This is a genomic window from Dolichospermum planctonicum (assembly GCF_005402965.1).
Taxonomy (GTDB): domain Bacteria; phylum Cyanobacteriota; class Cyanobacteriia; order Cyanobacteriales; family Nostocaceae; genus Dolichospermum; species Dolichospermum planctonicum.
On the sequence record NZ_BJCF01000076.1, the window covers coordinates 1 to 12,746 of the forward strand.

General features: G+C 38.9%; 9 protein-coding genes and 1 pseudogene. 4 read left to right on the forward strand and 6 right to left on the reverse strand.

The window, feature by feature from the left end:
- Positions 1-121 precede the first annotated feature (121 nt).
- A pseudogene (locus tag FFO06_RS19810) lies at positions 122-1,015 on the forward strand (FIST signal transduction protein); the annotation flags it as partial.
- A 312-nt stretch (positions 1,016-1,327) separates the two neighbouring features.
- Here the strand turns inward: FFO06_RS19810 and FFO06_RS19815 are convergent.
- Positions 1,328-2,431: a metallophosphoesterase family protein gene (locus tag FFO06_RS19815; protein WP_137909567.1), complete on the reverse strand. Its 1,104-nt coding sequence runs from the start codon at positions 2,429-2,431 to the stop codon at positions 1,328-1,330.
- 148 nt (positions 2,432-2,579) lie between these two features.
- On the opposite strand from FFO06_RS19815, the gene trmB reads away from it, so the two are divergent.
- The gene (trmB, locus tag FFO06_RS19820; protein ID WP_137909568.1) at positions 2,580-3,227 is read left to right on the forward strand and encodes a tRNA (guanosine(46)-N7)-methyltransferase TrmB; all 648 of its coding nucleotides are present in this window, start codon (positions 2,580-2,582) and stop codon (positions 3,225-3,227) included.
- A 269-nt stretch (positions 3,228-3,496) separates the two neighbouring features.
- Here trmB and FFO06_RS19825 read toward each other — a convergent pair whose 3' ends face one another.
- The 4 genes from FFO06_RS19825 to FFO06_RS19840 all read right to left on the reverse strand — a co-directional run bounded on the left by FFO06_RS19825 (position 3,497) and on the right by FFO06_RS19840 (position 6,546).
- A complete protein-coding gene (locus FFO06_RS19825) occupies positions 3,497-4,081 on the reverse strand; it encodes a Uma2 family endonuclease (RefSeq protein WP_137909569.1) in 585 nt (194 codons plus the stop codon).
- Between the two features lie 143 nt (positions 4,082-4,224).
- On the reverse strand, positions 4,225-4,623 hold the full coding sequence (psb27, locus tag FFO06_RS19830; RefSeq protein WP_028082886.1) for a photosystem II protein Psb27: 399 nt from the start codon (positions 4,621-4,623) through the stop codon (positions 4,225-4,227).
- An 85-nt stretch (positions 4,624-4,708) separates the two neighbouring features.
- On the reverse strand, positions 4,709-5,854 hold the full coding sequence (gene cofH / locus FFO06_RS19835; RefSeq protein WP_137909570.1) for a 7,8-didemethyl-8-hydroxy-5-deazariboflavin synthase subunit CofH: 1,146 nt from the start codon (positions 5,852-5,854) through the stop codon (positions 4,709-4,711).
- Between the two features lie 92 nt (positions 5,855-5,946).
- Positions 5,947-6,546: a hypothetical protein gene (locus FFO06_RS19840; RefSeq protein WP_137909571.1), complete on the reverse strand. Its 600-nt coding sequence runs from the start codon at positions 6,544-6,546 to the stop codon at positions 5,947-5,949.
- 201 nt (positions 6,547-6,747) lie between these two features.
- Between FFO06_RS19840 and FFO06_RS19845 the strand changes: the two genes are divergently transcribed.
- Entirely contained in the window at positions 6,748-7,989 is a 1,242-nt protein-coding gene (locus FFO06_RS19845) for a glycosyltransferase (protein WP_137909572.1), read from the forward strand.
- A gap of 181 nt (positions 7,990-8,170) precedes the next feature.
- Here FFO06_RS19845 and FFO06_RS19855 read toward each other — a convergent pair whose 3' ends face one another.
- On the reverse strand, positions 8,171-10,777 hold the full coding sequence (locus tag FFO06_RS19855; RefSeq protein WP_137909573.1) for a cation-translocating P-type ATPase: 2,607 nt from the start codon (positions 10,775-10,777) through the stop codon (positions 8,171-8,173).
- A gap of 343 nt (positions 10,778-11,120) precedes the next feature.
- Here FFO06_RS19855 and FFO06_RS19860 point away from each other — a divergent pair, with 343 nt between their 5' ends.
- Complete coding sequence (locus tag FFO06_RS19860; protein ID WP_137909574.1) at positions 11,121-12,656, forward strand: ArnT family glycosyltransferase; 1,536 nt, start codon at positions 11,121-11,123, stop codon at positions 12,654-12,656.
- Positions 12,657-12,746: the final 90 nt, after the last annotated feature.

The window sequence follows — 12,746 nt, forward strand, 5'->3', positions numbered from 1 at the left end:
CCACCCCCCTTTTAATGATATGTATTCTCATTAAGCTTATTTCTCTTTAATTGATCGTTAGTTATTATGTACTACTATCTCTGCTTTTTTGATCTGTGACAGTTCAGGGTGCGGAATGTGGGTTTTAGCTGAAGAATTGCCAGATTCCGATAGTTCCCCCAATGCTTGGATTGATTTAGTGGGTGTACCACCGTCACCAGTACCCCAATTTATTCTCTTGTCCAGTCCTTTTGGTTCAGCAACTAATGATCTATTGCAGGGGTTAGATTTTGCTTATCCAGGTTCGGTGGTGGTAGGAGGACAGGCCAGCAGTGGCTTTATAAATGGTCCTGTGGGTTTATTTTGTAATGATAAGTTATGTCGAGAAGGTACGATAGGTATAGCTTTAACTGGGAATATCGTCTTAGATACTATTGTTTCTCAAGGTTGTCGTCCCATTGGTCAACCATTACAGGTCACTAAAGCGGAACGGAATATTATTTTAGAGTTGGATGAAAAAGTGCCTTTGATGGTGTTACGAAATTTAATTAGTAGTTTGAGTGAAGAAGATCGAACTTTAGCCCAACATTCTTTATTTGTCGGTTTAGCAATGGATGAATTTAGAATGAATTTACATTCGGGGGATTTTTTAATTCGGAATATTTTGGGGGTAGACCCTAAAGCTGGGGCGATCGCTATTAGCGATCGCATTCGTGCCGGTCAAAGGTTACAATTTCACTTGCGGGAAGCGGAGGCTTCGTCCCAAGATTTAGAAAATCTACTCCAAGAATATCAAAATGAAAATGAAAATACTAGTCAACCGTCTCCCGTCGGGGCTTTAATGTTTACCTGTTTAGGACGAGGAACAGGACTTTATGGCCAACCTAATTTTGATTCCCAACTTTTTAGCCGTTATCTCCATGATATACCCATGGGTGGCTGTTTCTGCGGTGGTGAAATCGGTCCTGTCAGTGGTAGAACTTTCCTACATGGTTATACTTCCGTATTTGCCATTTGTCGTTCTCTTGAAGAATAGGTGACAGGTGACAAGGTGACAGGTGACAGTAAAGAGGTGACAGGTGACAGTAAAGAGGTGACAGTAAAGAGGTGACAGGTGCTACGCCACGGGGACAGGTGACAGGTGCTACGCCACGGGGACAGGTGACAGGTGCTACGCCACGGGGACAGGTGACAGTAAAGAGGTGCTACGCCACGGTGACAGTAAAGAGGTGCTACGCCACGGTGACAGGTGACAGTAAAGAGGTGCTACGCCACGGTGACAGTAAAGAGGTGCTACGCCACGGTGACAGGTGACAGTAAAGAGGGGACAGGTGACAGTAAAGAGGTATTAATGACCAATTAAAAGCGTACTGTGATTATCAATGAAAGCTGTGTTCCCACCATTAACGGCGCTATATTCTTCGATGTAACGACGGACATGAATGGGGAAGTGTGGATATTCTAGCATAGCATCACCATCGGCAATGGTCGCCCAAAAATCCCGTAAACCGGGTGCTAGTGTTTGTGCCTGGTCTAATGGTAAACTCAGGGGAGGTAAAGTTAATAATTTGAGTACAAACGGATAAGAGCGATCGCCCATCCATTTTCGTGATAGTGTTTGTAAATTGGGAAAATCTGGTACTGATTCTACACGATGAGAAACAATTTGTAAAGATTCCCTACCTAATTGATCACGGTTAAATTCCAGTACCCGATAGGGATGAGGATAGCTGACTAAAGAACCAGTTGTAATATCATATATCCCTTGGGAACAGGCGATATCTTGAACGTGCAAATGTCCTGTAAATACTAACTTAATTCCATAGTCTTGTAATAATTGCCTCAGTTCTGCTGCATTCTCTAGCATATAACGATTCGCCATGGGATGACAAGACTGATTTGGTAAATGTTCAACCACATTATGATGAATCATTACCAAAACTAAATCATCCCCAATTGCTGCTAATTCCTTTTTTAACCATTGAAGTTGTTGATTATCTAACCTGCCTATTTGCTGACCTTGATCATTAAATGAGTTAGAATTAAGACCGATTAATCTCACTCCTGGGAATATCTGACGATTATAATAATGTTGTTGAGGATTTTCATAACCAAATTGTTGATAATAATAGGGAAAATCTGCAAAACCAATGGATTGTTCATTAGCCATCAAAACAGGTATATCATGATTACCAGGAATCACGTAAGATGGAAAAGGTAATTGAGATAATCTATTTTGTAACCATTTGTGATTTACTGATTCACCATGTTGGGTTAGGTCTCCAGGGATCAACAAAAAATCTAAATCTAATTGGGTTAAATGTGCTAAGACACTATCAAAAGCCGGAACACTTACCTCTACCAAATGAAAACGACTAGGGTGATCCCAAATAGTTTCAGGAAGCGCAATGTGTAAATCGCTAACTATAGCAAACCGAAAATTGAGTTTCATTGGGTTAAGAAAATGTTAAAAATCTAGTTGGAAAAAATTATTATTCTCAAAGTATAACCTTGACTGTGTATACTAGTGTGGGAATATTTAGACTTAATAATATTTGTATACATTTGTTAAAGATTTTTATTTTTGAGGAGAGTAAATTTTGTCACCTGTTCGAGTTCGTCAGCACGTTAACCCCCTTGCGAGTAAATTTCAAACCCCAACCGCTTCTCCAGACTGGGAAAGTATTTATACACAACCAAACCTACCACTACATTTAGATATTGGTTGTGCTAGGGGTAGATTTGTGTTGAAAATGGCGCAAATAGAAGCAAATTGGAATTTTTTAGGCTTAGAAATTCGAGAACCGTTGGTAGTAGAAGCCAATAGAATCCGCGACGAAATGGGTTTAAAAAATTTACATTATATGTTTGCGAATGTGAATAACTCCCTAGTTTCCTTGTTATCCAATTTACCTCCAGGAAGATTACAAAAAGTGACAATTCAATTTCCTGATCCTTGGTTTAAAAATCGTCACGCGAAACGTCGGGTAGTCCAACGGGAATTGGTAACAGAATTAGCCAATTATTTAGCTGTGGGTGGTGTTGTTTTTCTCCAATCTGATATACAATTTGTAGCAGAGGAAATGTGCGATCGCTTTTATGAACATCCTGCATTTGAAAAGCTAGGAACAACAACATGGTTAGCAGAAAATCCCTTTCCAGTTCCCACGGAACGGGAAATAGCCACCTTCAATAAGGGTGAACCAGTATATAGGGCTTTATTTAGAAAAAAGATTACTAATGATTAATATCTGTACTTCGCGTTTCTTAATGATGTCAAATACATCATAGCCTCCTCCTCGCTTGCGGGGAGGAGGTTGGGGGTGGGGTTTGAAACTTACAGCAAGTAGCTTTGAGTGAGGTACACCTTGTGCGGGCAAGATGCCCGCACCACAAGAGTTTTATTATTACAGCAGATTTCATCTTCATGAGGTAGGCTTTTAGCGGGCAAGATGCCCGCACCACAAGAGTTTTATTATTAATATCTGTACTTCATAAGATCGGGAACTGCTGTAAATTAACGAATTAAACCAGCACGTTGAAAAATGGTATGAGGAGTTATTTCTAATCCTGGTAATATTTCATGAGTGATAATTTGATGTTCTCGAAAAGTCACAGGAAGAGAAGATTGTGTAAAAACAGTGATAGTTTGAGATATTGTATCTACTATCCACACTAATAAAATCCCCCCTTGGAGATAATAAGTGGCTTTTTCAATCATATCTCCAAAAGTCTGACCAGGAGAAATAATTTCCATCACTAATTCTGGTATAACAGGACAAGCTTCATCTTCAAGCCAGTCAGCAGCAAGACGGTGGTAGGAAACATAAGTTAAATCAGGGACGGGTATCCAAATTTCTTGATTTTTAGTTAATTTGATAGCCCATTCCACGACAACACGACCTTTTGCTTGCGCCCATGTAGATAATAATATAAATATTATAAATAATGCTCCTGTGGTTGAGCCATGAAAAAATTTAGGAGACATTTGCTGATTTTTATATTTAGGTATAGCTTCACCGTCAACAAACTCATAAGTAGTATCATTTTCAGGAAGTGCGAGAAATTCTTCAACGGTCAGTTTAATTTTTAGTTGAGTCATTATGGGACTCCTATTTGATTTTTGAAAGTTAAGAATTTCATATTCCCGACTTATTTAAGAAGTCGGGGATATTGTTGTTAACAAATTATTGAGGATTCCTATATTTAATTTTAGTGATCAAAAAACAATCCTCGCAGTTTAAATTAAGCGCCACGTTTTAATGATGCTTCTACTTTTTTAAATTCTGCATCTAGGCGTTTTTTGAGTTTTTCAGGAACGGGACGGTTAGGATAAGAACTATAATGTCCCGCAAGGGAGTTGAGGGCTGTTCTCATGGTTGTAAAAGAGCTAAGACTCGCAACAGCGCTATTTCTCTGGTAACGGGCTGAAAAATCGTTAATTTTTTGACGGGCTTCTGTTTGTAGGGCGGCCTGTTCAGGAGAACCTTGTGGTAATTCTATAGCTTGTCTCAAGGTATTGACTACAGCTAAGGTATCTTGACGATAATCCCCAGTTAAACTATCAAGACTACCACTACAACCAATTAAGCCGATAACTAAAACTAACACTAAAGAAAGCAGACGCGACCAATAGCTTTTCATAAGCATTAAGTAAAACAACTAAATCAACGTCTATCCTATCTTGAATCGGTATAGTTACTAAAAATTATTAGTTCTCCCCAATTGTCTATTTTCCATTTTCCATGACTCGATATAAAGTATCTCGTTGTTGGTAAGGTCTGTTTATAGATGCTATGGCGTTCTGTAAAGTTTCTACTTCCATACAAGTACCACCTATAGCCCCAGCCATGGTGGTAATATGTTCTTCCATTAAAGTCCCACCAAGATCATTACAACCCCAATTTAAGGCCGTTGTAGCCCCAGCCAGTCCTAATTTTACCCAACTTGGTTGATGATTGGGTATATAATTTCCCAGGTAAATTCTGGCGACAGCGGTTAACAGCAGGGAATCAGTTAACACTGGTTGATCCCTTCCTACCCGTCTGCGTAAGGATTTGGGCGCTTCTTGTCCCACAAATGGTAAAACAATAAATTCAGTAATTCTAGCAGGATATCCTGTTTCTATTGCTTTTTGTTGGAGCGATCGCAGTTTTTCTAAATGTCCAATTTGTTGTTCTGGAGTTTCAATATGTCCAGATAATATGGTACTGGTAGTAGGTACACCTAATTGATGGGCTGTACTGACAATTTCTAACCAAGTTGCTGTATTAATCTTTTCTGGACATAATACCCGTCTCACATCATCATCTAACACTTCTGCGGCTGTTCCGGGCATAGAACCGACACCAGCATCTCGCAAAGCTATAATGACATCAGCATAGGAAATTCCGTCTAATCTGGCGATAAATTGGATTTCCTGGGGTGAAAAAGCGTGTAAATGTAAGTGAGGAAATTCGCTTTTGATGGTTTCTACCAGTTTCAGATAGTAGGGTAAAGACTTGCCATTTATTCGCGCTTCTGGGTGTAGTCCTCCTTGCATACAGATTTCAGTTGCTCCTCGACGCACTGCATCTGTAGTTTTTGACAAAATCTGCTCCCAGTTTAACCAGTAAGCATCTGGATCACCATCATCCCGGCGGAATGCACAAAAACTACAATGTTGTTCACAAATGTTAGTAAAATTAATATTTCGGTTAATAACGTAAGTAACCGTATTTCCAGCCTGTTTTTGTCGTAATTGGTCTGCTGTAGCTTGAATTTGTGTAATTGCTTCTAGACTGGTCTGTTTTAATAAAAATACCGCATCATTCGGGGTTATATCTTTATCTGTTAAAGCAGACTCAAGAATAGAATCAACAGTTATATTAGTCATTGGTGATCAATTAAATATAAACGACTTATTTAAGTTTTATAATAAATTGAAAGGAGAACCAATATCAATAGATAATATTGATGAAGTGAAATTTAACCCAAAACTCCTTGACACAAAATACCTAAGATCTTGTTTAACTCCTGAATATAATAATTATTCAAATCAATAAATATATCAGTCCCTTGCAACTTTAAGAATTTCCAAATATCTCCTGTTGTCACCGCCCCATAAATAGTTTTAATTTCATTACCTTCCTGTTCATTAAACAACTGTGCTGCTAACATTGCTGCTGCACATTGACCCAAACCACCTTTAATATTTTCATTTTTAGCTTCTACAATAATTAGTACAGGAGCATTAATTGTTAACTGTTCCTTAGAAAGACTGATAACAAAATCACAATAACCATTTAAACCTCTCTCAATATCAACATTAAAATCTGTACCAGAAAATAAACTAATTTGATAATTAGCTTTACGCCTTACTTCTAATAAAATTGGCGTAATAATCATTTCTGAGCGTGCTTTTTCCGTATTTATTGCTAACGCGAGTTCTGTAGTTTCTTCTAAAGTGTTAGTCAACTTTTCGCTGATTTCTATAGGTTCTACGGTAGCAAATAAATCAGCTTCTTCATTAATTGTAATATGAAAATTATTCCTAAACTTAGTTAAGCTAAAATCACTATAAGCCATTGCTCTTACCTGATTATTTTCAATAGGTTATCTAAAATTTAAAATCTCTTTAATTATAGCAGTATACTTTTCACCGAATAGGTGCATCTTTACCCTTAATCTCAATATCCCTTTGTTTTGATCATATTAAGTGTATGATACTCTATGGAAAATTAAGCTTTATACAGACAATTTGGCAATTTAAGATTTACCACGTAGCTTATGAATACAAACTCATCAAATTCCCTATTATCAGTTCCCTGCGGTGCATTGAGAATTTCCGAACTGACACCAGACCCTAAGAACGAAAACAATATCATGCTGCTATCTGTAGTAATTCCTACCTATAAAGAGCGTGATAACATTGAAAATGTAGTTAATATCTTGAGTGGGTTATTAGATCAGACTATTCCTGGTAATTATGAACTAATTGTAGTGGATGATGATAGCCCAGACCGCACTTGGGAAGTAGCGGAAAATCTCATCCCAGATTATCCCCAATTGCGGGTCATGCGTCGTCAAGAAGAACGGGGACTATCTTCAGCGGTAATTCGTGGCTGGCAAGCGGCCAAAGGGAGTATATTAGGTGTAATTGATGGAGATTTGCAACATCCTCCAGAAGTGCTGACACAATTATGGCAGAAAATTGAACAGGGAGCAGATTTAGCAGTAGCTAGTCGTCATGTCGAGGGTGGTGGTGTGAGTAGCTGGAGTGTAATTAGACGCTTTTTATCCCGTGGGGCGCAGGTATTGGGACTAGTAATTTTACCAGAAGTTGTGGGTAGAGTATCTGACCCAATGAGTGGTTATTTTATGGTAAGACGAAAGGCGATCGCTAATACTACACTTAATCCCATAGGATATAAAATTCTTTTAGAAGTCATTGGCCGGGGACAAATAAGGGAAATTGGTGAAGCTGGTTACATTTTCCGGGAACGCACAGAAGGAGAAAGCAAAGTCACGTGGAAACAATATGTAGACTATATTCAACATTTAATCAGATTACGGTTATCTACTGGGAGAATAGGAAAAATTAGTCAAAAAGTCAACTTTCCTGTTGGGCGATTTCTTCGTTTTGGTGCAGTAGGATTGAGTGGCGTATTTGTGGATATGTTAATACTTTATTTACTAAGTGACCCCACAACCCTAGCCTTACCATTAACACGCAGTAAAATTTTAGCAGGTGAAATTGCTATTTTCAATAATTTTCTGTGGAATGATGCTTGGACATTCGCTGATGTTTCTATACAGCAGAAGGGCTGGAAACCCCGGATCAAACGCTTTATTAAGTTCAACGTTGTTTGTTTGGCTGGGTTAGTTTTGAATGTGCTGATATTGAATTTAGTGTTTAATTATCTGATTCCTAATCGCTACATTGCTAACTTTATAGCGATCGCAGTGGCGACAATTTGGAATTTCTGGGTTAACCTAAAACTAAGCTGGCGAGTTACAGAAGTCAAGTAAATCCATTAGATATCTGCGGTTATCTGCGGTTATCTGCTGTTATCTGCGTTCAATAATTCTTCAATTTGTAGACTTAACTTTTTGCTTTTGATTAAACAAACCGGACATACTCATACCCGTTACCAACAAACTAAACAATCCCAAGCCATTTAAAATTGGATAAGCGGATGATTATTAATGATTATGAATATCTGCGTCGCCAAACTTTGAGTCCCTCAAACCACAAAATACTAAACACCCCAGAAATAAGACTAACTAATAAATCATCAAAATGCAGTAAAGAGAACCGAAATAAATGGCGTAACAAAGGAACATAAAGCACCAGTCCCATAAACACCACACCACCACCCAATACCCACCAAAGTGCTGCATTAGGAGTGTGTAACATTTCGGGAATAGTCCGCGACCAAGAACGATTAGTTAATATCATACTCAAGTTAGAGACAATGAGAGTAGTAAAAGCTAGAGTGCGGGCATCAAATTCTCCATGTCCAAAATAAAAAGCCACAGCAAATACAACCAGTAGCACCACCAACACACTTACCCCTTGCAGGATCGCTAATTTCAAAGTCCGACGGCTAAATAAGGACTCTCTAGGATTACGTGGTGGACGGTGCATGATATTGGTTTCTTCTGGCTCGGCCTCAAATACTATAGTACAAGCGGGGTCAATAATTAAATGTAGAAAAGCAATGTGAATAGGTAGTAGCACCAGCGGCCAATGAAATATGACCGGAATTAAAGACATCCCTGCAATGGGGATATGAACGGCCAAAGTATAAGCCATACCTTTTTTCAGGTTATCAAATACTCGCCGTCCCAGCCTGACAGATTGAACAATAGCAGAAAAATCATCATCTAGCAATACTAAATCCGCAGATTCACGGGCGACATCTGTTCCTCGTTCACCCATAGCAATGCCAATATTTGCGGCTTTTAAGGCTGGGGCATCATTTACGCCATCTCCGGTCATAGCGACGATTTCACCGCAGCGTTTCAGGGCATTGACAATCAGTAATTTTTGTTCTGGAACGACCCGGGCAAAGATATTCACGGTTTGAATTTGAGAGAGTAACTCAGCTTCTGGCATTTTTTCCAGTTCTGCCCCGGTAATCACTTCTGTGGCAGGTTTTAGCCCAATTTGGCGGGCAATATTTTGGGCTGTGGCGGGGTAATCTCCTGTAATCATCACTACTCGTATACCAGCGGTGTAGCATTCGGCAATGGCCGGGGCTACAGTTGGGCGCACGGGGTCGGCCATACCTAGCAGTCCCAAAAAGGCAAATTCAAAGTCATGTTGGGCTTGGGGAAGAGACTTGAGGGTTTTGTTTTTTTGATGTTGTCCAATGACTTTTGCTACACCTAAAACGCGCAAACCAGCCCTGGCCATTTGATTAATCTGCTGTTGCAGGTCTTGGATTTGTTGGTCATTAAAATGACATAAATCTGCGATCGCTTCGGGAGATCCTTTAGTAGCAACTATTAATTTATCCTCTGGTGATTGCCACACACAGGACATGGCCAATAATTGACCTGTGAGGGGATATTCCCGCAGTATTTCCCAGTCTTGATGTAAATGTTCTGTTCTGGCTAAATAGTCATCACCCACTTGTTTCAGGGCTTTTTCCATGGGGTCGAAGGGGTCTTTGCGACTGGCTAAAATGCCAAATTCAATTAATTCATGGAACGTTTCTGGTAGCGCTTCTTGTTCATGGAGGGCAACATCGTAAAATTGCGGTGTTAAGGTTGTAGATTCATATACAAATAACTGCTGAACTGACATCCGGTTAAAAGTCAGGGTTCCGGTTTTATCTACACAAAGAACAGTCGCAGAACCCAGTGTTTCTACCACAGGGACACGCCGAGTTAAAACCCTAGCTTGGGAAAATCTCCAAGCCCCCAAAGCCAGGAAAATTGCCAATACTACGGGAATTTCATTAGGTAAAATTGCCATAGCCAGTGCCAAACCTGCCAAAACTCCCTGTAGCCAATCGCCCCTAGATGCACCGTAAATAACGATCACAGCCACGCAGATAGCGATCGCTACAAAGGTCAATTTACTCACAATTCTGCGAGTTTCCCGTTGCAGAACCGTGTCTTCCTGTGTTACAGTTTGCAGGGCTTTACCAATTTTCCCCATTTCTGTCTGCATACCCGTAGCATAGACTTGGGCAATTCCTTGACCTTGAACTATCAGGGTTCCCGAATAGACAAAAGGCAAATCTTCACCACCGGGACGGTGCTGTGTGGTGCTTCTGATAGTGTTTTCTAAATCTGTGGTATCCCTGACAGATTGCTTACGAACAGGTAAAGATTCCCCAGTTAATAAGGATTCATCAACACTCAAATGGGTAGACCATATCACCACAGCATCTGCTGGAACTCTATCACCTTCCGACAAAACAATCACATCTTCACGAACTACTTCCCGTCCCGCAATGCGTTGACGTTTTCCATCACGAATGACTAATGCACGGGGACTAGAAAGATCCCGTAGTGCTTCCAGTGATTTTTCTGTTTTTTGTTCTTGGTATAAGTTAATGCCGACAATAAAAAAGATGAAACCTAACAAAATTAAAGCTTCCTGAGCATCACCCAAAAATAAGTAAATGATACCACAGCCTAATAAAAGCAGAAAAATTGGCTCTTGAAAGATTTCCAGGGCAATTTCCCAGATTTGACGATGTTGGGTAGATGGTAACTCATTATATCCTTCTTGTTTGAGGCGATTACCTGCGGTGAGTGCAGATAATCCCCTAAGAGATTGAACCTCAATTTTATGAGTCATGATAAAAGCTGATGATCATGCTGCGCTATTAAAGACGATACCAATATCAGTATCCGCTACTTCCATAACTACAAAATCATCCCATGTCAGGATTTTTATCGTGACTAGAATGCCATTAGACAGATATTGTAAAAGACATTTGGAGGCCAGAGATGGGAAATTAAATATGCGTTGCCTATAAAGCTTAAACTAGGTTGATATGTGCTTGACGTTAAATCATCACAGCAAAATTACCAAATCATTATCATTTTATAATCCTTCCAACTGAGATTTTTTGTCGGTAGACTGGTATCATAAGTATGCCAAGCCTGCACTCAAGCAAGGATCATATTAACAAAAGATAATGGTTAATTTTGCGAAAATCTCTATCAAACCCACAAATTGGCATTTTTTAGGATTAGTTATCTGGATAGTACCATTACTGATTTTTAATAATGGGGAACACAGTCTCATCGCTCATGATGAAACTACTTATGCTATACGCTCTCGATGGATGCTAGAGTCTGGAGATTGGATCACACCTCAATCTTGGTCAGAACTTGCCTATGAAAAAACACCAGGATTTTATTGGATTTTGGCATCTATTTACAGAGTATTTGATATTAATGAGGTCACATCTCGACTACCTTCCCAAGTTGCTTCTGTTTTAAGCACTTTCCTAGTTTATGAAATAGCAGCAATATTGTTAAATAAACCCATAGCTTGGTTGGCTTCGGCAATTTTATCTATATCTTTTCTGTGGTTACAAGTTAGTAGGTTAGTTGCCCCAGATATTATTACTATTTCTATTGCTCTTTTTGGGATTTACTGTTTACTAAAAGCAGAATTAAATCCTAAATATCGTTCTTATTGGAGTTTTGTGACAGGATTTAGTTGGGCATTAGGGTTTTTAATCCGAGGTCAATTAATATTTGTACCGATAATCAGCCTACTACCTTATTTAATTTGGGAGCATCGCCGTCATAAACATCTTTCCAGTCCAATGTTATATATAGGATTTGCCATCGGTTTAATTCCTACAATAACTTGGTTTTGGTTAAGCTGGCAACATCATGGATCAATTGTTTTTGAACAATTCTTTGCTTTGGTAACTAGGATAGCTACAGAAAAGCGTAATGATCATTCGCCTTTATATTATTTATGGAACATACCTCTTAAAGCGTTTCCTTGGCCGTTATTTAGTATTTTAGGAATATTTTTAGTTAGCAGTCTTCCTGTGGCTCGAAATCGGTTAATATTAGTTATTTGTCCTCTAATTATCTTAACTGAAATTAGCCTAACCTCTACTCGTTTACCTCATTATGCACTTATGCTCTATCCTTGGTTATCAATACTAGCAGGATTTGCATTTGATTGGCTAAGTAAGATTTATAACCAGAATATCAAGACTACGAAATATGCCTTTTTACCTCGCAATTTAAGTTATATATTTGGTGGATTAGGTGGATTAATCTTGATCATTGGCATAATATTTTATATAGGTATTTTGCCAATTAGTGTTAGAGATGGAGCAGAGATTAGAAGCTATGCTCCAATAGCTTTAGTCTTAGGAATAGGTTGGTTAACATTACCAATAATTTGGATTACTCGTCATCATTTTGGTCAGAAATTTCTCACAGCTAATTATTGGTTAGCTAGTTGGTTAGTTCCGACTTGGCTTGCTCTAGCTGTGGCTGGTAGTCAGGGTTTATTAAGTAACTATAGTCCTGATGTTAAATTATTTTTGCAGCAGCCAGAAGTTAAATCTGTACTAGAAAATAATTCTATTAATTTTGTAGTGCAAACAACAGAAACTATGACAACTGGGGGTGATAAAGCTCTATTATTACTAACTTTCTATACACCCCACATTCCGCACCCCAAACTGTCACAGAGGTAAATTACGTAGAGAAAAAATTAAAGAGAGCATCAAAACAAACATATAAAGTGAAAAAAGGCATTTGAGAAACAGTAAATCACCAAAAACGTC

Bases quoted from the DNA above. Each gene is read 5' to 3' on its own strand.
- FFO06_RS19815 (WP_137909567.1), bottom strand. From the start codon at position 2,431: ATGAAACTCAATTTTCGGTTTGCTATAGTTAGCGATTTACACATTGCG.
- FFO06_RS19825 (WP_137909569.1), bottom strand. From the start codon at position 4,081: ATGACTCAACTAAAAATTAAACTGACCGTTGAAGAATTTCTCGCACTT.
- psb27 (WP_028082886.1), bottom strand. From the start codon at position 4,623: ATGAAAAGCTATTGGTCGCGTCTGCTTTCTTTAGTGTTAGTTTTAGTT.
- cofH (WP_137909570.1), bottom strand. From the start codon at position 5,854: ATGACTAATATAACTGTTGATTCTATTCTTGAGTCTGCTTTAACAGAT.
- FFO06_RS19840 (WP_137909571.1), bottom strand. From the start codon at position 6,546: ATGGCTTATAGTGATTTTAGCTTAACTAAGTTTAGGAATAATTTTCAT.
- FFO06_RS19845 (WP_137909572.1), top strand. From the start codon at position 6,748: ATGAATACAAACTCATCAAATTCCCTATTATCAGTTCCCTGCGGTGCA.
- FFO06_RS19855 (WP_137909573.1), bottom strand. From the start codon at position 10,777: ATGACTCATAAAATTGAGGTTCAATCTCTTAGGGGATTATCTGCACTC.
- FFO06_RS19860 (WP_137909574.1), top strand. From the start codon at position 11,121: ATGGTTAATTTTGCGAAAATCTCTATCAAACCCACAAATTGGCATTTT.